Source organism: Streptosporangium sp. NPDC000095 (assembly GCF_042899335.1).
In the GTDB taxonomy this organism is placed as follows: domain Bacteria; phylum Actinomycetota; class Actinomycetes; order Streptosporangiales; family Streptosporangiaceae; genus Streptosporangium.
In genome coordinates this window covers 34,176-55,666 of sequence record NZ_JBIAZS010000011.1, presented here as the reverse complement: position 1 = coordinate 55,666, position 21,491 = coordinate 34,176, and the positions used below count along the sequence as shown (strand labels likewise).

The following is a 21,491-nucleotide window of genomic DNA, read 5'->3' as shown; positions in this document are numbered from 1 at the left end:
CCCGGATCCGGGCGCGAGCCGCCAGCAAAAAACTACCGCCGGAAGCGCGGGAACGCGGCGCGACCCGCGTAACGGGCCGCGTCGTCCAGAAGCTCCTCGATGCGGAGCAACTGGTTGTACTTGGCCACCCGGTCGGAGCGGGCCGGGGCGCCGGTCTTGATCTGACCGCAGTTGGTGGCCACCGCGAGGTCGGCGATCGTGGTGTCCTCGGTCTCGCCCGAGCGGTGGCTCATCATGCAGCGGTAACCGCTGCGGTGGGCCAGGTCCACGGCGTCGAGGGTCTCGGTCAGCGTGCCGATCTGGTTCACCTTGACCAGCAGCGCGTTCGCGGTGCCCTCGGCGATGCCGCGGCCCAGACGCTCGGGGTTCGTCACGAACAGGTCGTCGCCGACCAGCTGGACCTTGTCCCCCAGGGCGCGGGTGATGGCGTTCCAGCCCTCCCAGTCGCTCTCGTCCAGCGGGTCCTCGATGGAGACCAGCGGGTAGTTGGCGACCAGGTCCTCGTAGAAGGCGATCAGCTCGGTCGCCGACAGACCCTTGCCGTCGATGGTGTAGACGCCGTCCGAGTGGAACTCGGAGGCGGCCACGTCCAGGGCGAGCCCGATGTCCTCGCCCGCGACGTATCCGGCCTTCTCGATGGCGACCAGGATCAGGTCGAGCGCGTCACGGTTGGAGGGCAGGCTCGGCGCGAAGCCGCCCTCGTCGCCGAGGCCGGTGGCGTACCCCTTCTCCTTGAGGACGGACTTGAGGGCGTGGTAGACCTCGGTGCCCATCCGCACGGCCTCGCGGAACGTCTCCGCCCCGATCGGGGCGATCATGAACTCCTGGATGTCGACGTTGCTGTCGGCGTGCGCGCCGCCGTTCAGGATGTTCATCATCGGCACCGGCAGCACGTGCGCGTTCGGACCGCCGAGGTAGCGGAAGAGCGGCAGCTCGGCGCTCTCCGCGGCGGCCTTGGCCGCGGCGAGCGAGACACCCAGGATCGCGTTGGCGCCCAGACGGGCCTTGTTGGGCGTGCCGTCGAGGTCGATCATCACCTGGTCGATGCTGCGCTGCTCGGCGGCGTCGAACCCGAGGATCTCGTCGGCGATCTCGTCGGTCACACCGAGAACGGCCTTCTCGACACCCTTGCCGCCGTAGCGCTCGTCGCCGTCACGCAGCTCGACGGCCTCGAACTGGCCGGTGGACGCGCCGCTGGGAACCGCGGCGCGCCCCTGGCTGCCGTCGTCCAGGAGGATGTCGACCTCAACCGTCGGGTTGCCCCGGGAGTCAAGGATCTCTCGGGCGGTAACGCCCTCGATGGAAGCCACGAAGCGCTCCTAAAGTCGCAGGACAGTTTGCCTCGGAAGCCTATCGAGATCCCCATACCGACACGGCGACCGGGCCACCGCCGAACAATGTTCGCGCAATTTCCATACAAACCTCCCAACACACCCCACCCCCACCTCAGACCCCACCCATCTCCCCCTCACCAAGAACACGCCTGCCTCAACCGGGAGAACCACCACCAAATGGCTCACCGCCGCATCCCAACAAGCCCCGGGAACACCCCCAAGGCCCCCTGAGGACATGCCCAACCCGCCTTTCCTCGCGGGACTACCCGTGAGGCCGCGCCGGCGACTGGACTGAGGAGAGGAAGGTCGTGAGGAACGAGCGACCTTCCCCGACGAGGGAAGGAGCCGGACAAAAGCGGCCGAACCGCGACGCGTCAGCGTCGCCATGTAGCAGCGTCGCCGACAACACACCTCACCGCGACGCGAAGCGTTGCTTATAGGCACGAGCCACGGCCCGCAGTTCCGCCTCAGGGTCGAGTCCGGCCGCCTGAGCCTGCCGTACGAGCTCGAAGAGCCTCGCACCCAGACCGTCGGCGGGAACCCCCTCGGGAAGGGTCGTCGGGGCTCCGACGCCCTCGGCGCGGCGCAGGAGCTGCGCGACGAGGGAGAGCGCCGGCTGGCCCATCGGGACGCCGTCGACGACCGAACCGGGGTCGCCGCCGTTCTTGGCCGCGCGCTCGGCGGCCTTGATGGTCTCCCAGTTGGCGCTGACCTCTCCGGCGCCCTCGACCCGGGTGTCGGCGAAGACGTGCGGGTGCCGGCGGACGAGTTTGGCGACGATGCCCTCGGCCACGTCGTCGACGTCGAACCCTTCCGGTCCCTCCGCTGCGACCCGCGCGTGGAAGGCGACCTGCAGGAGCAGGTCGCCCAGTTCCTCGCGCAGCGCCGCGCGGTCGCCCTCCTCGATCGTCTCCAGGACCTCGTAGGCCTCCTCGATGAGGTACGGGGCGAGGGACTCGTGGGTCTGGCGGGCGTCCCACGGGCATTCGACCCGGAGCCGGTCCATCACCGAGACCAGGTCGAGCAGTCGCGCGCCCGGCAGGTCGTACGAGCCCGGCACGACCTCGATCACCGGCGGGTCGTCGAGCACCACCGCGGCGTGGCCGATGGAGCGCATCAGCGCCTCGTCGGCCTCCAGCCACACGACGGTCCCCGAGACGGCCTCGCGGACCAGCGCGGCCGGGTCGCAGACGACCACCTCGACCTCGACCCCCGCCTCCGCCAGGTAGGGCAGGTGCGGGTGGTCGGCGGACCCGGTGCGCACCGGGCCCTCCTCAAGGACCTGCCACGCGCGGCGGCTGAGCAGCCCGGGAGCGACCCGGGGCGAGGTGGTGACGACGATCAGCGACATGCCGAGCTACTGCTGCGGCGGCGCGGGCGGCGCGTCGGCGGGGCCGGGAGCGCCGACGGTGCCGAAACGACCGGCGTCGGCGAAGACGCCCGGCTGCTGCTCGCTCCGCTCCTCGTTCAGCTTGCCGTACCGGGGGTTCCAGGTGATCGGCATCGCCTGCAGGTCCTTGATCGCCTGCTGCTGGCCGCGCTGGATGGCGGCCTCGTCCGTACCGCCGCCGTACTTGGCGACGAGCTTGCTGACCATCACCTGCGACTTCAGGAACTCGCGTGCCTGCGAGGGCGCCACGGCCTGCTGGAGCATCTGCTGCTCGAACTTCTCCTGGCCTCCCTGGCCCGCGATCACCTGGTCGACCTCGCCCTCGGTGACCGTGATGCCCTTGCTCGTCGCGACCTGCGCGTACTGCTTGGCGTTGGCCAGCTGGAAGAGCACGAGCTGCGGGACGCTGTCCTGGAACTGCAGCTGCGAGGCGGACAGGCCGGCCTTGGCCAGCGCCGCCTCGTACTCCCGCACGTTCCTGTCCAGCTCGCCCGAGCTGATGCGCTCCCCGCCCACGATGGCCGCGGCACCGGCCTGGTTCGGAGAGCAGGCGGTCAGCGCGACACCGGCGGCGACGACCGCCAGGATGACGCGGATTCGAGTCGACTTCACATGCGTTCCCTTCACGACAAACGCCGCTTACTCTACCCGCACGGTTTCGAGGAACATCGCCTCGACAAGATCACCGCACCACTTGAGCAGATCCAGGTCGCGCAGCGGCTGGCCGCCGAGGGGCCTGGTCTTGGGCACCGGCACCAGCAACGTACCGGCCGCCTGCTTCAGCAGCGCCTTCGGGTAGAGCCTTTGCAGCCTGACCTGCTGGGAGTCCTTGAGGTCCACCGGCGCGAACCTGATGTTCTGCCCCTGCAGGGTGACGTCGGTGAGCCCGGCGCGGCGGGCGCGGACGCGGAAACGGGCGACCTCCAGCAGGTTCTCCACCGGCTGGGGCGGCCGTCCGTACCGGTCGACGAGCTCGTCGCGCACCGCGCCGATGTCGGAGTCCGAGCCGATCGCGGCGATCCGCTTGTACGCCTCCAGCCGCAGCCGCTCCGAGGTGACGTAGTCGTGCGGGATGTGGGCGTTGATCGGCAGCTCGACCTTGACGTCGGGCCGCTCCTCCTCCTGGTAGGTGCCCGCCAGCTTCGCCTTCTGCTCCTGCACCGCCTCGGCCATCATGCGCACGTACAGATCGAAGCCGACGCCCGCGATGAAGCCCGACTGCTCGGCGCCCAGGATGTTGCCCGCGCCGCGGATCTCCAGGTCCTTCATCGCCACGTACATGCCCGCGCCCATCTCGGTGTGCTGGGAGATCGTGGCGAGGCGTTCGTGGGCGGTCTCGGTGAGCGGCTTCTCCGGCGGGTAGAGGAAGTAGGCGTAGCCGCGCTCGCGACCCCGGCCGACCCGGCCGCGCAGCTGGTGAAGCTGGGACAGGCCGTAGTTGTCGGCCCGGTCGACGATGAGGGTGTTGGCGTTGGGCACGTCCAGGCCCGACTCGACGATCGTGGTGCAGACGAGCACGTCGAAGTCGCGCTCCCAGAAGCCCACCATGATCTTCTCCAGCTGGTGCTCCTGCATCTGGCCGTGCGCGACGGCGACCCTCGCCTCGGGCACGAGCTCGCGCAGCATGGCCGCGACCTTGTTGATGCTGGCCACGCGGTTGTGGACGAAGAAGACCTGGCCGTCGCGCATCAGCTCGCGCCGGATCGCGGCGCCGATCTGCTTCTCGTCGTACGGGCCGACGAAGGTGAGGATCGGGTGCCGCTCCTCGGGCGGGGTGAGGATCGTGGACATCTCCCTGATGCCGGTGAGGCCCATCTCCAGCGTACGGGGGATCGGGGTGGCCGACATGGCCAGCACGTCGACCTGGGTGCGCAGGTGCTTCATCGCCTCCTTGTGCTCGACGCCGAACCGCTGCTCCTCGTCGATGATGATCAGGCCGAGCTGCTTGAACCTGACCTCCGGCGAGAACAACCGGTGCGTGCCGATCACCACGTCGACCGAGCCCTCCCGCAGACCCTCCATGGTCGCGGAGACCTCGCCGTCGCTCTGGAACCGCGACAGCGGCCTGACGTTCAGCGGGAACCCGGAGAACCGCTCGGCGAAGGTCGACATGTGCTGCTGCACCAGCAGCGTGGTCGGCACCAGGACCGCCACCTGCTTGCCGTCCTGCACGGCCTTGAACGCCGCCCGCACCGCGATCTCCGTCTTGCCGTAGCCCACGTCGCCGCAGATCAGCCGGTCCATCGGGATCGGGCGCTCCATGTCACGCTTGACCTCGTCGATCGCCTCCAGCTGGTCGCCCGTCTCGGCGTAGGGGAAGGCGTCCTCCATCTCCCGCTGCCAGGGGCTGTCGGGCGCGAAGGCGTGTCCCGGCGAGGCCATCCGGGCGGAGTACAGGCGGATCAGCTCTCCGGCGATCTCCTTGACCGCCTTCTTCGCCTTGGTCTTGGCCTTGGCCCAGTCGGCGCCGCCCATCCGGTTGAGCGTGGGCGACTCGCCGCCGACGTAGCGGGTGACCTCGTCGAGCTGGTCGGTCGGCACGTAGAGCCGGTCGCCCTTGGCGTACTCGATCACCAGGTATTCGCGGGTGGCGCCCTGCACGGTCCGCTGCACCATCTCGATGTAGCGGCCCACGCCGTGCTGCTCGTGCACGACGTGGTCGCCGACCTTGAGCTGGAGCGGGTCGACCATGTTGCGGCGCCGGGAGGGCAGCCGCCGCATGTCCTTGGTCGACGCCTTCTGGCCCACCAGGTCCAGGTGGGTCAGCACGGCGAGCGCCGGGGTCACGAACCCGTGCTCGACCAGGCCCGTGGTGACGTGGACGACCTTCCTGTCCGGCACGGCGTCGAGCCCCGGCTCCAGGCGCGCGGGCAGGTCGACGCCCTTGAGCAGCTCGACCATGCGCTCGGCGGGGCCGTGGCCCTCGCTCAGCAGGACGACGACCCGGTCGGAGTCGAGCCAGCCCTTGATGTCGGACAGCGCCCGCTGGGTGTCGCCACGGTAGGACTCGACCTCGTGCGCCCGCAGCGCCGTACCCCCGCCGAGGCCCTCGGCGGCGTCACCGTCGGCGCCGGCGCCGAACGGCGCGAGCGACCACCAGGGCCGGCCGAGCCGCCGCGCGTGGTCGCGGACCTCCTCCAGGTCGCGGAAGGCCGCCGCACCCAGGTCGATCGGCGCCTCGCCGCCGGACGCGGCGTTGATCCAGGACGCCTCCAGGAACTCCTGACTCGTCCGCACCAGCTCGTCGGCACGCCCCCGGATTCGCTCCGGGTCGCACACGAAGATCGCCGACTGGCTCGGCAGATGGTCGATGAGCAGGTCCATCTCCCCGGCGAGCACGGGCGCGAACGCCTCCATGCCCTCCACCGGCACGCCCTCGGCCAGCTGCTCCAGCGTCTCCACCAGCGAGGGATGCGCCTCGGCGAGCTCCCTCGCCCGCTGCCTGACGTCGTCGGTCAGCAGCAGCTCACGGCAGGGGGCGGCGAACAGCCCGTCCTCGGCCACCTCCAGCGAGCGCTGGTCTGCGACCTTGAACCAGCGGATCTCCTCGACGGTGTCGCCCCAGAACTCCAGCCGGAGCGGGTGCTCCTCCGTGGGCGGGAAGACGTCGAGCAGGCCGCCCCGCACCGCGACCTCGCCGCGCTTCTCCACCATGTCGACCCGGTGGTAGCCGTTCTCCACGAGACTGTGGACGACGGTGTCGAGGTCGGCGTCGTCCCCTGCGCGCAGCCGCACCGGCCGCAGGTCGCCCAGCCCCCGGACGATCGGCTGGAGCAGCGCCCTGATCGGCGCGACGACCACGTGCAGCGGCCCCGCCGAGTGGTCGCCCTCGACCGGATGGGCGAGCCTGCGCAGCACCGCCAGACGCTGCCCCACGGTGTCGCTGCGCGGCGACAGGCGCTCGTGCGGAAGCGTCTCCCACGCGGGGAAGACCGCGACGGTGCTCTCGTCCAGGAGGCTGGTGAGGGCCGAGGCGAGATCCTCGGCCTCGCGCCCGGTGGCGGTCACCGCCAGGACGGTCCTCGCCTTCCCCTTGGCCCCCTCCCTGGCCAGCGCCGCCACCGCGAAGGGTCGCAACGCGGGCGGCGCGACCAGCGACACGTCGGACGAGTCGCCCCCGCGCACGTCCTGAAGAAGGGAAGCCAGCTCAGGCTCCCCGGCGACAAGGTCCAGAAGTCCGGAAAGACTCATCAGATTCGCCCACAGCCCCACGACGGCAACACGACAACCCCGAGCCGAGAGAACACGGGGGGTACCCGCCCAAGGCTACCGAATCGCAGGCCGGTGCTCCGGCCTTCGGATACGCGGGACCAGCTCGTGAGGCCGCGAGAGACGAACGACCTCCCTCAACAAGGAAAGGAGCCGGACAAGAGCGGCCTCACCGCGACGCGCCAGCGTCGCCAACCAACACGAGCCGGACAAGAACCGTCTCACCGCAATGCCCCAGCGTCTCCAATTGCGGGACTACCCGTGAGGCCGCGCCGGCGACTGGACTGAGGAGAGGAAGGTCGTGAGGAACGAGCGATCTTCCTCGACGAGGGAAGGAGCCGGGCAAGAGCGGCCTCACCGCGACGCGCCAGCGTCGCCAACAACACGAGCCGGGCAAGAGCGGCCGAACCGCGACGCGCCAGCGTCGCCAACAACACGCCGAACCGCGACGCGCCAGCGTCGCCAACAACACGCCGAACCGCGACGCGCCAGCGTCGCCAACAAGACGCGCAGCGTCGCCATGTAGCCGAATCGTGCTGACTTGACTACTCTCGGTTACATGGCAGAGGTGAGGTCGGTCGTCGATCAGGACGACCTGTTGAGTCAGCGGATCAAGGAGCAGTGGAGCAGCCAGCTCGGCCGGCGGCTCGACATCCTGATCGCCGGGTGCGGATGGCCTGAGCCGCTCGATCTCGCGCAGACGGAGTCCAGGGTCATCGGGATCGACGAGGACCTGCCCGTGTTGCGTACGAGCACGTCCGCGCGCAAGGACCTGGACTCCTGGGCGCTGGGCGACCTGCGCTCCGTGCCGGTGCCCCCGCGGGCGTTCGACGTCGTCTACGTGCCGTTCCTGCTGGAGCGGATCGAGCACGCCGAGCTGGTGCTCGACCGGCTGCTCACCGGGTTGCGGCCCGGCGGGCTGCTGCTGGTGAGGATGCGCGACCGGGCTTCGGCGTACGGGGCGTGCGACCGGCTCACGCCGACGGGGCTGCGGCGATGGCTGTGGCGCAGGTTCGTCCCCGCCGGGACCGTGGGCCCGCTGCCCGCCGTCTACGAGCAGATCGCCTCGCGCGAGGGAATGCACTCGTTCTGCCTCGTGCGCGGGCTGATGGTGACCGAGGACATCTCCACCGCCAGTGGTCCCGCGCTCCGCGGACCTCTCGGTAAGCTTGCCCGCGCCACCTGCTCGGTGGTGGAGGCCCTCTCCAGGGGGAGCCGGCCCGCGTCTCACGACGAGATAACTTTGGTGATCCGCAAGCCCCAGAGTCACTTCGCCCGGTTGATCTGAGATCCACCGGGCCGGGGCACCTGGGATTTCACCGGGCGGCCGGATCCCAGGCTCGCCGGACGGGGTCGTCCATCGTGAGCGGGCGGAGCAGGAAAGTTCCGACGACCGCGATGGTGGAGCAGATGACGGCGCCTTTCGAGTGGACCCCAGACGCCCGCGAGCTGGCCGACCTTGAGCTGCTGCTCTCCGGCGCCTTCAGGCCGCTGGAGGGCTTCCTGAGCTCGGCCGACGCGCACGCCGTGGACGAGCACGGCGCGCTCGCCGACGGCACCCCGTGGCCCGCGCCGGTCACCCTCACCCTTCCCGACGACCACCCGGCCGCCCCCGGTGACCGGATCACCCTGCGCGACCCCGAGGGCGCGGCGCTCGCCGTGCTCACCGTCACCGAGCGTGCGGACGGCTTCGTCGCCGGGCCTGTCGAGGCGCTGGACGCCCCCGAACACGGGCCGTTCGCCCGGCTCCGCCTCACCCCGGCGCGGGTCCGCGAGCAGCTGAACGGGCGGGAGTCGGTCCTCGCCGTCACCATGCGCGGGCCGCTCGGCGACCTCGGCGAGATCACGGCGACCGCACGGGAGCTGGAGGCGTCGATCCTGCTGCTCCCGCTCGCGTACGGCGAGGGCGGGCCCGCGGTGGTCCGCGCAGCGCTCAAGGCCCGTGAGGGGCTGCCGGAGGGCACGCTCGTCGCGGTGGTGCCGCTCGCGCCCAGGGAGCCGGCCATCGACCTGGAGCTGCGCGAGCGCGTGGCCGAGGCCTACGGCGCGACCGAGCACCTGGCGGGTCCCGAGCCCGTGACGCTTCCCGGTCCCCCGCACCGCCGGGGGCTGGTGGTCTTCTTCACCGGCCTGTCCGGCTCCGGCAAGTCGACCGTCGCCCGAGGGCTGCGTGACGCGCTGCTGGAGCGCGGCAGCCGCACGGTGACCTACCTCGACGGCGACGTGGTCCGCCATCTGCTCTCCGCGGGGCTCACCTTCTCCAAGGAGGATCGCGACCTCAACATCCGCCGCATCGGTTTCGTCGCCGCCGAGGCCGCCAGGCACGGTGGTCTGGCGATCTGCGCGCCCATCGCGCCGTACGCCGCCACCCGCGAGGAGGTACGGGAGATGGTCGAGGCTGTCGGCGCCGACTTCCTGCTCGTCCACGTCTCCACCCCCCTGGAGGAGTGCGAGCGCCGCGACCGCAAGGGCCTCTACGCCAAGGCCCGCGCGGGGATCATCCCCGAGTTCACCGGCGTCTCCGACCCGTACGAGGAGCCGGACGACGCCGACCTGGAGATCGACACCACCGGCATCAGCGTGGACCGGGCGGTGCACCAGGTGCTCGATCCGTTGATCCAGGGCGGCTGGATCCGCTGATCCCGACCCGACGCCCAGGCCCGGAAGCCCTCGCCGGACGCCCCGGTAGCCGCCGTCAGCGGGCGGGGACGACGGCGTCGAGGCGTGGGTCGCGGGCGAGTTCGCCGAAGGCCCTCCGGCCGCCGGGCGTGGTGTCGAAGCGGGTGTCGCCACGGGGGGCGCGCGGCGAGTCGAAGTAGATCAGAGCCTTGATCCGCGGGTATTCGCCGATCTCCCCGCGTACCGAGTCGAAGAACGACTCCTTGAACCCCGGCCGGTCATGACGCTCGAAGACGCCCCACTCGGCGAGCATGACGGGCTTGTCGGGGAAGCGTTCCCCCATCCAGCGGTAGAACCCCGACCAGCGGGGGAACTCGGGGCGGGTCTTGTTCACCAGCCCGTCGAAACTGTGGACCCTGTGGTCGACGTAGGGGTCCATCGCCACCCAGTCGACCACGTCGTCACCGGGGTAGAGCTTCTCGAACCAGGGTTCCGACGCCCAGTTGGGCGCTCCCATGTAGGTCATCACCGTGACCGCGTTGGTCACGCCCCCCTGCCGCAGGCGCTTGACCACGTGGCGGAACATCGCGGCGTAGTCGGCCGCCGTCATTCCCCTGCCGTGGGCCTCCCGTACGTCGTCCTCCGGCTCGTGGTGGACGGTGAGGAAGAACCGCTCGGGGAAGGTTCGTACGATGTGGGCGGCCAGCCGGTCGATCCGCTCGTCCAGCGCCCCACGGGCGATCTGCCCCCAGGTGTGGTCGAGGGACGGCTTCCAGTTGATCAGCAGGAGCCTGCGGCCGGCCGGGTCACGGGCGATGGCGCGTTCCGCGGGGGTCGGGAAGAGCTCGTCGCCCCGGTGGTAGACGTGCATGATGTCGGCCGGCCGGCCCATGCGTCTCTCGGCCCTCTCCAGGGCCCGCTTCTGCGGCCGTCCCGTGAAGATCTCGGGTGCGATGCCCCACCAGGCGCCGCAGGAGGGCACGAGCTTGGCACCGACCTCGCAGGCGGCCCGGGAGCGCCCTTCGCGGGCTCCCGGGGCGCCGACGGCGCCCGCCGCGGCACGGGCCTCCCCCGTGTCGGCGGTACCCGGGGCGTCCGCGGCGTTGGAGGTCCTGCCGCCTCCGCTCAGCCCGGCGATTCCCAGCGCGAGGGTGCCCAGACCCAGCGCCAGCACGAGGCCGGAACCGGCGATTCTTACCACTCGCGGAATTACGTCTATAGGAGCATTTGTCTGATGCACCGTTTCCTCACAGCCGTCGCGCGTACGCATTCGTGGGCCGTCCTCGACCGTCACGGGGGAACACCTTCCCATCGCCCGGACGTGCCTCGTCCCTGACTTTGCCGGTCCGTGCCACAGCTCCCTCGCGGACGATAGGAAATATCGGATAAACCGCTGTTATCTCCCTGTGATTGGCGCGTCCAACGCAAAGAAAATCTTGCGTATCGGTTCGGGGAAACGGAAAGCCGACCTATAGTTCCAAGGGTTCCCAGCGTCTGTTCGCCGGAGAGGCACCAGCGACACATGAGCCCGTCACCGGACGCCCCCGTCCGCCGCGGAGGCGAGGATCTGGCGGACTACGCGTCGTTTCTCCGCCGCCGGTGGCTGATCGTCCTCTCCCTGTTCCTCACCGGAGCCGGTGGCGGCATCGCCCTGATGTGGCTCACCCCGCCCTCCTACACCGCCTCCGGGCAGGTCCTGGTGACCGCTACCGGAGCGCAGGAACAGACCAACCAGGTCACCAGCCGTCAGCGCGAACCGCTCAACCTCGACACCGAGGCCCAGGTGGCCAGGTCCGCGGTGGTCGAGGCGAAGGCGAGGCGGTTGTTCGACGGCCTCTCCTGCCCCGCCGAGGTCTCGGTGCCGCCCAACACCTCGGTCCTGGAGATCTCCTGCAGCGCCGCCGACCCGGCGACCGCGGCCTCGGGAGCGAGCGCCTACGCCCTCGCCTACCTCGCCCAGCGCCGCGAGTCCTCCGCCCAGACGCTCGCGGCCCAGACCAGGGCCGTGCTGGTCAAGCTGAGGCAGACCAACGCGGGTCTCACCAGGGTCGCCACCGAGCTTCCCGGCCTCGGCAGGGGGACCACCGAGCGGACCCTCGCCCTCCAGCGGCAGAACGTCCTCGCCAGGCAGGTTCACAGCCTCACCTCCAAATACGACGCGCTCAAGACCGTCGCCGTCACCCCCGGCTCCGTGATCAGCCAGGCGACGGCGCCGGCCGAACCCACCACCCCCCGCCCTCCTCTCTACCTGGGCAGCGGCCTCATGGCGGGGCTGATCTGCGGGGTCGGCGCCGCCTGGCTCCGCGACCGCCTCGACACCGCCCGGCGGCCCCCCGCAGCCGTCGGCCGCCTCACCGGCCTGGACACCCTCGACGGTGTCCGGGCGCACGGCCCGGCGGGCGCGGTGCTCGTGGTCGCGACACCCGGCACCTCCCCGCGCGAGGTCAAGCACGCCGTACGGGCGCTGAACGATCGCGGGATCCCCGTGGTCGGCACGTTCGTCATCGGCGACGACGTCCCCTCGCTCCCCGCCGGGCGGGGCTCTCACGCGGCACGCGCTCCACAGGGACCGTACGCGTCACAGGGACCGACACCACAGGGGCCGTACGTCCCGCAGGGCGCGTCCGCGCCGCGGGCCGGAGGAGGGTGGAGCCGCGAGGGCGCCCAGCGAAGGGCCGACCGGCCTCTGGCCGGCCTGGCGGGCGGACCCGCCCTGCTCGGAGCGCCGGGCGAGAGCCTGGAGGCACCCGCCAGGTCGGGAGCGCACGGCCCCCCCGGCACACCGGAGGCGCGGCATGCGCCCAGGGCGTACGGGAACGGAGCACACCGGGCGGCGGAAAGACCGGAGGCGCCGAAGGCGTCCGGAGGGCACAGGAACGGCACACGCGGGGCGGCCGAAAGACCGGAGGCGTCCGGAGGGCACGGGAACGGCGCACGCGGGGCGGCCGAGAGGGCGGAGTCGTGGCCCGCGCCCGAGGCGAACAGGGACGGGGCGCGCGGACCCGCCGACGGGCCGGAGGTGCCGCTCGCGCTCGGGGCCAACGGGAACGTTCCAACCACCGGGCAGGCGGCCGATGGCCGGAGGGGGCGCAGGCTGTGAGGTGTCCGCGTCCGGCCGTCTGGCCGATCGCCGCCCTCCTGGTGGGCTATCCCATCTGGTGGGCGCTCGGTTTCGGAGGCCTGTCGGTGATCGTGGTGGCCCCGGCGATGGCGCTGGTCCTGTGGCGGAGGCGGCCGATCAGGGCGCCGCGCGGTTTCGGGCTCTGGCTGCTGCTCCTCGCGGGTTACCTGATCAGCGCGCTCATGCTCGGCGAGATGCCTCCGGGCACCTACGGCGAGTTCGGCGCCGGGCGGCTCCTCGGCTATCTGATGCGCCTGTTCCTGTACGTCTCGCTGCTGGTCATGGTGCTCTATCTGGGCAACCTGACGGAGGAGGAGCTGCCGCAGCTCACCCTCGTGCGGATGCTCGGCGCGCTGTTCCTCACGACCGTCGCGGGCGGCCTGCTGGGCGTGTTCGCCCCGCGCGTGGAGTTCACCTCACCGGTCGAGACGGTCCTCCCCGACTGGATCAGCGGCAACCCCTTCGTCCACAACCTGATCCACCCCACCGCCGCCCAGATGCAGAAAGTCCTCGGCCACGCCTCGCCGCGCCCCGAGGCGCCGTTCGAGTGGGCCAACGCCTGGGGTGGCAACCTCTCGGTGCTGCTCGTCTGGTTCGTGGTCGGCTGGTGGGTGTACGGCGGGCCGCGCAGACGCCTCGCCGTCGTCCCGCTCGTCGCGCTCGCCGCGATCCCCGTCGTCTACTCGCTCAACCGAGGGCTGTGGATCGGGCTCGGCGTCGCCGCCGCGTACGTCCTGCTGCGGCTGGGCACGCGGGCCCGCGTCGCGACCTGCGCGGCCCTGACCGCGGGGGCCCTGGTGTTCGCCCTCAGCCCCCTGCAGGCGATGGTGGCCCAACGGCTCGACAACCCGCACAGCAACGGCATCCGCGCCTTCACCGTCTCGGCGACCCTCGCCGCCGCGAGCACCGCGCCGCTCATCGGGTACGGCAACACCCGCAACGCCACGGGCAACCACCGGACGATCACCACCGGCAAGAGCGGCTGGTGCCCCACCTGCGGCCATCCGCCTCTGGGCGGGGACGGCCAGCTCTGGCACCTGATGATCACGCAGGGTTTCACCGGTGCCGCGCTCTACGTGGCGTTCTTCGCCGGGGCCGTCCGCCGCCACTGGCGTGACCGGAGCCCGATCGGCGTCGCGGGGGTCCTCGTGATGATCCTCACCCTCCTCTACATGTTCGTCTACGACGGGCTGGTCACACCGCTCAGCCTGTACCTCGTCTCGTTCGCACTGCTCTGGAGAAACTCGATGGCGAGCACGGCCTCATGAACGACGCCCGCGCCCGTCTGCGCTACCTGGACCAGACCCTCGACCTGCTGTTCCCCGGCCCCGGCGACCCGAGCCCCTACACCCTGCTCCCCCACCGGCTGCTCCCCCGCAGGCTGGTCCCCCGCGCCTGGTGGCACCCCGGCGGGAGGGTCACGGTGTCCTCGGGCCGGGACGGCATCGAGAGCCACCTGAGCGAGGTGTTCGGCACCGCCGTCCGTGTCACGCTGCGGGTGCGCCCGGCCCGCCGGGCCAACCGCAAGCCGATCCTGGAGGCGCGCGCCGCCGACGGGCCGATCGCCTTCGTGAAGATCGGCGACACCGACCTGACCCGGGAGCTCGTCTCCCACGAGGCGCGGACCCTCGGCCTGCTCGCCGGCGTACCGCTCAAGACCGTCGTCCCGCCCGCCGTGCTGCACCACGGAACCTGGCGTGGCCTGTCCGTGCTGGCGCTCACCCCGCTTCCCGTACGGCGGGGGCGGATACCGGGTGACGTCCTCGTCGACGCGATCGACGAGATCGCCCGCATCCCCGGGGGCGACGTCCCGGATCGCGCCCCCGCCGCTTCGGACCCGGCTTCGGGAGACCCCCCTCCCGGGAAAACCGCCCGCGCGGGCCGGCCCTCCCTCGGCACCCCCGTCGCGGGAGACCCGCCTCCCGGAAAACCCGCCCGTGCCGGCCACGCCCTCCTCGGCGTCCCCGCCGGAGGAAGCCCGGCTCCTGAAAGCCGAGGGCTCGAAGAGCGGTCGTTCTCCTGGCACGGTGACCTGACGCCGTGGAACATCTCGCGCGGCCCCGACGGACGGTTGCTGGTCTGGGACTGGGAGCGGTTCGGCACCGGGGTCCCGCTGGGCTTCGACGCCGTCCACCACTTCTTCCAGCGGGCCCTGCGCCGCGCCGATCCGGCCACCGCGGCGAGGGCCTGCGTGGCGCGGTCCCTGCGGATCCTGGCACCGTTCGGGCTCTCGGCAGCCGAGTCCCGGCTCACCACGCTCCGCTACCTGATCGCCCTCGCCGACCGCCACGCCGCCGACGGCCACGCGCCCCTCGGACCACCGGAGCTCTGGCTCACCCCCCTCGCCGACTCCCAGGAGACCCTGCTGTGAAGGCTGTAAAGGCTGTGAGACCCGCGCTGAAGCGTTCGGTCCACACGGCCTCGTGGGCGATAGGGCGCCTCACCTCCCGCAGCCGGGTGCTGCCCTCCTTCCTCATCGTCGGGGCACAGCGCTGCGGCACCACCTCGCTGTACCGCGTCCTGTCCCAGCACCCGCTCATCCTGAAGCCCGTCCTGCGCAAGGGCGTCCACTACTTCGACACGGCGTACGACCGGGACCTGTCCTGGTACCGGGCGCACTTCCCACTGCGGGTGTCGGCCTCCCGGCCGGCCCGCAGGTACGGCTTCCCCGCCCAGGCCTTCGAGTCGTCGCCCTACTACCTGTTCCACCCGCTGGCCGGTCCCAGGATCGCCCGCGACCTGCCGGGCGCCAAGCTGATCGTGCTGGTCCGCGACCCCGTCGAGCGGGCCTTCTCCGCGCACGCCCACGAGCTGGCGAGGGGCTTCGAGACGGAGCGCTCCTTCGCCAGGGCCGTGCGGCTGGAGGAGGAGCGGCTCGCCGGGGCGGAGGAGCGGCTGCGCGCCTCGCCGTACTCGACGAACCTCGCCCACCGCCACCACGCCTATCTCGCCAGGGGCCGCTACGCCGAGCAACTCGCCCGGCTGGAGCCGCTGGTCGGCCGCGACCGGCTGCTCGTCATCGACAGCGGCCGGTTCTTCGCCGAACCCGATCTCGCCTACGACCGCGTGCTGGCGTTCCTCGGGTTGCCGCACCTCGGTGAGCCGGTGTTCGAACGGCACAACGGCCGGGCCAGGCCGGGTCCCATGCCCCGCAAGCTCCGTCGCGAGCTGAGGGCCCACTTCGAGGAGCAGGACACCCTGCTGACCTCGTGGCTGGGCGCGGAGCCTTCGTGGCGCCGCTGATCCCCACCCGCCTGGCGGGCCGCCTGACCGGGGCCGCGCGGGGCGGGGTGGCGGGGCTCGCGGGAGCGGGGACGGGGGCCGCCGCGCAGTTCCTCACGGTCGTGCTGGTCACCAGGGGGGTGGAGCAGGAGGCGGCCGGTCTCTTCTTCTCGGCGACCGCGCTGTGCCTCACGGTCGCCACGGTCCTGCGACTGGACGCGGGGAACGGGCTGGTCCACTTCATCGCCAGGTCCCGCTCCCTCGACCACCGCCACACCTCCGGCTACGTCCGCGCGGCGCTCGTCCCGGTCGCGGCGCTCTCGCTGGCGGCCGGCGCGACGGTCGTCCTCACCGTCTCCGACCCGGCGCTGCGGGTGCTCGCGGTCGCCCTGCCCGCGGTGACGTGCTCGGGTGTCGTGGTGAGCGCGACCCGCGGGTTCGGCTCGATGCGGCCGACCGTGCTGCTGGACGGGGTGCTGCAGCCGGTGTCCCAGTCGCTCCTGGTCGGGGCGGTGGTGCTCGCGGGCCACGGCTCCGTGCCCCTGCTCGCCGCGGCCTGGGCGCTGCCGTACCTGCCGGTCCTGTTGCTCGCCTCGATCTGGCTGCGGCGGCGGCTGCCCGGGACGCCCCTGCCGCCGGGCGCCGCGCACGAGCTGTGGGGTCACACCTGGCCACGGTCGCTGGCTGCCGGGATCCAGGCGGTGTTCCAGCGGCTGGACGTCGTGATCGTGGCGCTGCTCGCCGGCCCGGCCGAGGCCGCCGTCTACACCGCCGCCACCCGCTTCAAGATCGTGGGTCAGCTGGCCGGTCAGGGACTCGCGCAGGCCATGCAGCCGAGGCTGGTCCGGGCCCTCGCCGAGGGCGACCTGCCGCGCGCCGGGGAGCTGTACCGGTCGGCCACCCGCTGGCTGGTCCTGCTCACCTGGCCGGTCTGGCTGGGGTACGCCGCGTTCGCGCCGTGGTTGCTCGGCGCCGTCTTCGGTGACGGTTACACCGGCGGTGCGCCGGTGGCGTTCGTGCTGGCCGCGACGATGATGCTCGCCACGGCGTGCGGTATGGCCGACGTGGTGCTGACCTCCGCCGGGCACACCGGCTCCAGCCTGGCCAACCTGGTCGCCGCCGTCGCGACGGTGGTGGCGCTGGACCTGCTGCTCATCCCGTCGCTGGGCTCGCTCGGTGCCGCCCTCGGCTGGGCAGGGGGCACGGTGGTCAAGAACCTGCTGCCGCTCTGGCACATCCACCGCCGGTACGGCCTGCGGCCCTTCGGCGCCCGCAGCCCGGCCGCCCGGCGGGCGGCATGACCTCCCTTCCTTCCCCGCCCCCTACGGCCCTGAACGCGAGGTGGATGCCATGACCGCGCGGCCCGGGTGTTCCGGAAGCCTGGACACGTGATGGGCACCGTGACGCCCGTACTGGTCACCGGGCTGCCCAGGACCGGGACGAGCTGGACGGGCAGGATGCTCGCGGCGAGCGGGGAGCTGGTCTACGTCAACGAGCCGCTCAACCCCGAGCACCCGCCGGGCCACTCCCCCGGTGTCCTCGACGCCGTGGTCGGCCACCGGTTCCAGTACATCTGCCCGGACAACGAGCGGGCCTGGCTGCCCGCCTTCACCCGCACGGTCGCGCTGCGCTACGGGTTCCTCGCCGAACTGCGCCGCAACCGGTCACCGTACGACCTGGCGAGGATGGTCCGGTACGGCACCGCGTTCACGTTGGGGCGGCTGGGCGGGCGCCGGGCGCTGCTGGACGACCCGTTCGCGCTGTTCTCCGCCGGGTGGTTCGCCGACCGGCTCGGCTGCCGTGTGATCGTTCTGCTGCGCGATCCGGTGGCGTTCGTCGGCAGCTGGCAGCGGCTCGGCTGGACGGTCTACTTTCACGAGTTGCTCGAACAACCGCTGCTGATGCGCGACCAGCCCCACCTGGAGGCGTTGCGCCCGCTGGTCGGCTCCCAGGACCGTGTCGCCAAAGCCGTGGCCCTGTGGCGGGCGGCCGGGACCACCGCCGCCGACCTGGCGGAACGGCACCCAGGGATCATGCTCGCCCGCTACGAGGACCTGGCCCGCGAGCCCCTGGCGGGCTTTCGCCGCCTGTACGAGTGGGCGGGCCTGACCTGGACGGCCCGCGCCGAGGCGCGTATCCGCCGCGCGTGCACGGGCGCGTCAGGCACCAGGGCGTCAAGCACGGAGGCGTTAAGCATGGGCATGGGCATGGGCATGGGCACATCAGAGGGCATGAGCGCAGGCACAGGCACATCGGAGAGAGGCTTTGGCGGCTTCGCCTGGAGCGGCCTGTCCCGCACGGCCTACCGGCCGATGGACTCGCGCCGCGCCCTCGCCGAGGCCGACGCTCGGCTGAGCCCGCAGGAGGCCCTCCGGGTCAGGAGACTCGCCTCGGCGGAACGTTGGGTCCGCACGGGAAACACCGTGGAGTCGTGAGGCTCCGGCGCTCCGGAACTTCACGACTCCCATGCCTTCACGGTGCGTGACCTCACAGGGTCACGACCTCACAGGGTCACGACCTCAAGAGAACACAGCCCCACGGCCCATAGCCCCGCGGCACCACGCCCCACGGCTTCGAGGCGACACGGCTTCAGGAGAAGAGGCCGCGTACGAGGGAGACCGTGAGGAGCCGAAGCGCGTACGGCAGGTCGTCGACCAGATAGCGGCGGGCGAGCCTGCCCGGCTCCCGCGTCAGCCGGAAGACCCACTCCAGGCCGCCGCGGCGCATCCACGCCGGTGCCCGCCGCACGGTGCCCGCGGCGAAGGCGATCGCCGAGCCGCAGCCGACGAACCAGGTGCCCGGCAGGTCACGGCGGAGTGAGGCGATGAGGCGCTCCTGTCTGGGAAAGCCGAGCCCGACGAAGACCAGCCGAGGCGCGGCGGCGATCACGTCGTCGCGCACCCGGGCGTAGCTCTTCGGATCGTTCTCGAATCCGTAGGGCGGGGCGCCGACCCCGGCGAGCACCAGCTCCGGATGGCGGCCCACCAGCTCGCGGGCCGCCTGCGCGGCCGTGCCCCGGGGACCGCCCAGGAGATACACGGGATGGCGGTAGAAGGCGGCGGCCTCCGACAGGGACCAGATCAGGTCGGCGCCGGTGACCCGGCCGGGGAGAGGGGTGCCGAGCAGCCTCGCCGCCCACACCAACGGCATGCCGTCCGCCACCGCGAGATCGGCGCGCTCGACGAGTCGGCGGGCCCGGGGATCGCGGGCGACGGTCCGGCTGATGTCGACGTTCGGGGTGACGAGGTGGCCGCCCTCTCCGCGTTTCAGAGCCGCGACCACGTGCTCGACGACCTCGCCCTCGGTCATCGGGTCGATCGCGACCCCCGCCACCCGCACGCGCCTGCGCAGACGCCTGCGGGTGGCCTTGTCGGGTCGGGGCCTCCTGCGGGAGACGGCCGGGGGAGCCTCCCGCCCGGTGACCGGCGTCCCGGCCTGCCCTGCGACGGCGGGCAGGCCGGGCGCCGAGTCGTGACCGGTGGTCGCGGACCGGCGGTCGGTGCGGGGCGGGGAGGGAGGCACCGTCGGGCGCTCGACGGCCTTCACCGTCAGGAACGGGGCGAACGGTGGGTCGTGGCGCTCGGCGGCGGCCTGGCTCGTCACGGGCGGAACGATCAAGGCGCCGTGGCGGAGCACGACCCGCGGATGCCGGGTGACGGGCGCCATCAGATGCCGTGTCCCCGGTGGTGCAGGACGCTGAGCAGGGTCCGCGCGGGGATCAGGCCCGTCGCCACCGCGAGCGCGATGGGCGCCCGGGGTTCGCCGTGGCGGGCGGTGAAGGCCCGCCAGGCCCAGCGGCCCGCCTCCCTGCGCTGGCCGAGGGCCGCGTGGTGGAAGGCGAGCTGACCGTAGACCCGCGCCGCGCCGCGCGGATCCACGGCCAGATCAGGGTGCCGGGCGAGCATCCACTGCAGCCCGGCGATCCGGTCGGCCCAGCGGGCCACGTACGAGGAACCGCCCCAGCGCACCCGGACCAGGGGCCGGTCGACGTGCACGATGGGGTGCTGGGCCGCGGCGCGCAGTGCCAGGTCCCAGTCCTCGTTCTGTCCACCGGGGGCGCTCTCGTCCGCCCAGAGGCCGCCGCGCCGGAACAGGAACGTCGAGGAGTGCACCATCACCATCCGCGAGCGCACCAGGTGGCGGTAGGTGACGCGACTGGTCCCGGCCAGCCGGGCGATGCGCCGCGATCCGTACTCGACCTCGATGGCGCAGCTGGAGAAACGCGCCTCCGGCTCCGCCTCCAGCGCGGCGACCTGGGCCTCGATCTTTCCTGGCAGCCACTGGTCGTCGTCATCGCAGAAGGCGACCAGGTCGGTGCCGAGCGCGGCGATGCCGGTGTTGCGGGCGCCGGGCAGGCCGGGGGTGAACCGGTTGGCCATCACCCGCACGCCGCGTGAGGACGGCCCGTGCCGGCCGGGTGTCACCGCCCGGCTGGCGAGGAGGTCGGCCACCTGGTCGGCGACCCAGGCGGGATCGCCGCCGTCCACGACGACGACGACCTCGACGGGTCCTGGATGGTCCTGACCGAGCACGGCGAGCGTGGCCGCGCGCAGCTGGTCGGGCCGGTGTCCCCGGGTGGGGATGACGACACCCACCGATGTGTTCACGCGATTCTCCGGTAATAGCCGTATTTGATCATGAGGGGCCAGGTCAGCGCGGTGACCAGGCGCGACTGCCGGGGCGACGCGACGTCACGCCAGCTGTCGTCCCTGGTCAGCTCCGTGCGGCCGACCGTGAAGCGCACGGGGTTGCCCGAGGCCGTGTGCGCCGTCGAGAGCTCCGCCCACCTGCCAGAGAGGAAGTCGAGACGGCAGGGGAGCCCGATCCTGGCGACCACCCGCCTGAGCGTGTCGGCGGGGGTGTCGAGCAGGTCCTCGTAGCGGACCCGGGTGACCGGGACGCCCCTGCGGGCGAGGAGTTCGAGTCCGAGGTTCTCGCTCAGCCAGTGCAGCGAGGTGCGGGAGGGCGACCAGTGGGTCATCGGGCGCCCGTCCTCGGGACGGGCGACTTTCCTCCGCCAGGAGTGGGCGACCGCTCGGGGGTCGCGGACCATGTGAACGACCTGGACGTCGACTCCGGCCGCCGCGAGGCAGAAGGCGAGCGAGGCGTGCTTGCTGGAGTCGATCACGACCGGGCAGTCGGCGACCTCGCCCGCCGCGTCGTACAGGTCGCGGTGGATCGCGACGTACTCGTCCAGCTCCGCGGTGCCGGGCGTCGGCCATCGGCCGGTGCCCGTCTGCTCCTCGGCGAGGAGCCTCGCCAGCGTGGGGATGCGCCGGGTGCGGTCCACGCGGGACCTGAGCGCGATCATCCGGTGGGCGAGGCCCTCCGACCAGCCGCCGAACGCACGCTCGCCGACCTTCTCCCAGAAGGGGCACGATCCGAAGGGCTCACCGCACCCGCATGCCTCGTCCGCGAGCGCGCTCCTCGCCCAGAGGTGGACGACCTCACCGAGCGGAACGATGCCCGGGATCTCCCCCAGCAGGCGCTCCAGCAGTGTGGTCCCGCTACGGCCGAGGCCGCCCAGGAATACCACCCGAGCAGGTGACGGACTATCAGACACAGGCACGAATCCTTACCCGGTGGATACGGAACG

16 protein-coding genes are annotated in these 21,491 nt (G+C 72.0%); 8 read left to right on the top strand and 8 right to left on the bottom strand.

The features are described from left to right. Positions 1 to 32: 32 nt before the first annotated feature. The 4 genes from eno to mfd all read right to left on the bottom strand — a co-directional run bounded on the left by eno (position 33) and on the right by mfd (position 6,915). On the bottom strand, positions 33 to 1,310 hold the full coding sequence (gene eno, locus ACFY3V_RS23875; protein ID WP_350950000.1) for a phosphopyruvate hydratase: 1,278 nt from the start codon (positions 1,308 to 1,310) through the stop codon (positions 33 to 35). A gap of 436 nt (positions 1,311 to 1,746) precedes the next feature. Then, a complete protein-coding gene (locus tag ACFY3V_RS23870; protein WP_389776311.1) occupies positions 1,747 to 2,685 on the bottom strand; it encodes a MazG family protein in 939 nt (312 codons plus the stop codon). A 6-nt stretch (positions 2,686 to 2,691) separates the two neighbouring features. Next, positions 2,692 to 3,336, bottom strand: coding sequence for a SurA N-terminal domain-containing protein (locus tag ACFY3V_RS23865; RefSeq protein WP_362898840.1), 645 nt, complete (start codon positions 3,334 to 3,336; stop codon positions 2,692 to 2,694). A gap of 27 nt (positions 3,337 to 3,363) precedes the next feature. Then, positions 3,364 to 6,915 carry a transcription-repair coupling factor gene (gene mfd / locus ACFY3V_RS23860; RefSeq protein WP_362898838.1) on the bottom strand — a complete coding sequence of 1,184 codons (3,552 nt, stop codon included), beginning with the start codon at positions 6,913 to 6,915 and terminating at the stop codon, positions 3,364 to 3,366. Positions 6,916 to 7,492: 577 nt separating this feature from the next. On the opposite strand from mfd, the gene ACFY3V_RS23855 reads away from it, so the two are divergent. Both ACFY3V_RS23855 and cysC read left to right on the top strand, forming a co-directional pair. After that, positions 7,493 to 8,221, top strand: coding sequence for a methyltransferase domain-containing protein (locus ACFY3V_RS23855; RefSeq protein ID WP_350950004.1), 729 nt, complete (start codon positions 7,493 to 7,495; stop codon positions 8,219 to 8,221). Between the two features lie 122 nt (positions 8,222 to 8,343). Beyond that, complete coding sequence (cysC, locus tag ACFY3V_RS23850) at positions 8,344 to 9,573, top strand: adenylyl-sulfate kinase (RefSeq protein ID WP_350950005.1); 1,230 nt, start codon at positions 8,344 to 8,346, stop codon at positions 9,571 to 9,573. 55 nt (positions 9,574 to 9,628) lie between these two features. Here cysC and ACFY3V_RS23845 read toward each other — a convergent pair whose 3' ends face one another. After that, positions 9,629 to 10,753 (bottom strand): hypothetical protein, encoded by a 1,125-nt coding sequence (locus tag ACFY3V_RS23845; protein ID WP_362898833.1) that lies wholly within the window; start codon positions 10,751 to 10,753, stop codon positions 9,629 to 9,631. Between the two features lie 321 nt (positions 10,754 to 11,074). On the opposite strand from ACFY3V_RS23845, the gene ACFY3V_RS23840 reads away from it, so the two are divergent. The 6 genes from ACFY3V_RS23840 (at position 11,075) to ACFY3V_RS23815 (ending at position 18,330) form a co-directional block, all read left to right on the top strand. Further along, positions 11,075 to 12,652, top strand: coding sequence for a Wzz/FepE/Etk N-terminal domain-containing protein (locus tag ACFY3V_RS23840; RefSeq protein WP_362898830.1), 1,578 nt, complete (start codon positions 11,075 to 11,077; stop codon positions 12,650 to 12,652). Then, on the top strand, positions 12,649 to 13,941 hold the full coding sequence (locus ACFY3V_RS23835; RefSeq protein WP_362898828.1) for a hypothetical protein: 1,293 nt from the start codon (positions 12,649 to 12,651) through the stop codon (positions 13,939 to 13,941). The genes ACFY3V_RS23840 and ACFY3V_RS23835 overlap by 4 nt, the downstream gene beginning before the upstream one ends. After that, positions 13,938 to 15,044, top strand: a complete 1,107-nt coding sequence (locus ACFY3V_RS23830) for a hypothetical protein (protein WP_389776303.1) — start codon at positions 13,938 to 13,940, stop codon at positions 15,042 to 15,044. Before ACFY3V_RS23835 ends, ACFY3V_RS23830 begins: the two co-directional genes overlap by 4 nt. Continuing rightward, positions 15,041 to 15,916: a sulfotransferase gene (locus tag ACFY3V_RS23825; RefSeq protein WP_362898824.1), complete on the top strand. Its 876-nt coding sequence runs from the start codon at positions 15,041 to 15,043 to the stop codon at positions 15,914 to 15,916. The genes ACFY3V_RS23830 and ACFY3V_RS23825 overlap by 4 nt, the downstream gene beginning before the upstream one ends. Next, a complete protein-coding gene (locus tag ACFY3V_RS23820; RefSeq protein ID WP_389776299.1) occupies positions 15,904 to 17,196 on the top strand; it encodes a lipopolysaccharide biosynthesis protein in 1,293 nt (430 codons plus the stop codon). Before ACFY3V_RS23825 ends, ACFY3V_RS23820 begins: the two co-directional genes overlap by 13 nt. 90 nt (positions 17,197 to 17,286) lie before the next feature. After that, positions 17,287 to 18,330, top strand: coding sequence for a sulfotransferase (locus ACFY3V_RS23815; RefSeq protein ID WP_389776296.1), 1,044 nt, complete (start codon positions 17,287 to 17,289; stop codon positions 18,328 to 18,330). A gap of 154 nt (positions 18,331 to 18,484) precedes the next feature. Here the strand turns inward: ACFY3V_RS23815 and ACFY3V_RS23810 are convergent, their stop codons facing one another. From ACFY3V_RS23810 to ACFY3V_RS23800, 3 genes are all read right to left on the bottom strand, one after another. Further along, positions 18,485 to 19,498 carry a WecB/TagA/CpsF family glycosyltransferase gene (locus ACFY3V_RS23810; protein ID WP_389776293.1) on the bottom strand — a complete coding sequence of 338 codons (1,014 nt, stop codon included), beginning with the start codon at positions 19,496 to 19,498 and terminating at the stop codon, positions 18,485 to 18,487. A gap of 62 nt (positions 19,499 to 19,560) precedes the next feature. Then, the gene (locus ACFY3V_RS23805) at positions 19,561 to 20,502 is read right to left on the bottom strand and encodes a glycosyltransferase (RefSeq protein WP_350950014.1); all 942 of its coding nucleotides are present in this window, start codon (positions 20,500 to 20,502) and stop codon (positions 19,561 to 19,563) included. After that, positions 20,499 to 21,458 (bottom strand): sulfotransferase, encoded by a 960-nt coding sequence (locus ACFY3V_RS23800; RefSeq protein ID WP_389776289.1) that lies wholly within the window; start codon positions 21,456 to 21,458, stop codon positions 20,499 to 20,501. The genes ACFY3V_RS23805 and ACFY3V_RS23800 overlap by 4 nt, the downstream gene beginning before the upstream one ends. Between the last annotated feature and the right edge of the window lie 33 nt (positions 21,459 to 21,491).

Coding starts and splice junctions, on each gene's coding strand:
- ACFY3V_RS23870 (WP_389776311.1), bottom strand. CDS start 2,685: ATGTCGCTGATCGTCGTCACCACCTCGCCCCGGGTCGCTCCCGGGCTG.
- mfd (WP_362898838.1), bottom strand. CDS start 6,915: ATGAGTCTTTCCGGACTTCTGGACCTTGTCGCCGGGGAGCCTGAGCTG.
- ACFY3V_RS23855 (WP_350950004.1), top strand. CDS start 7,493: ATGGCAGAGGTGAGGTCGGTCGTCGATCAGGACGACCTGTTGAGTCAG.
- cysC (WP_350950005.1), top strand. CDS start 8,344: ATGACGGCGCCTTTCGAGTGGACCCCAGACGCCCGCGAGCTGGCCGAC.
- ACFY3V_RS23840 (WP_362898830.1), top strand. CDS start 11,075: ATGAGCCCGTCACCGGACGCCCCCGTCCGCCGCGGAGGCGAGGATCTG.
- ACFY3V_RS23830 (WP_389776303.1), top strand. CDS start 13,938: ATGAACGACGCCCGCGCCCGTCTGCGCTACCTGGACCAGACCCTCGAC.
- ACFY3V_RS23815 (WP_389776296.1), top strand. CDS start 17,287: ATGGGCACCGTGACGCCCGTACTGGTCACCGGGCTGCCCAGGACCGGG.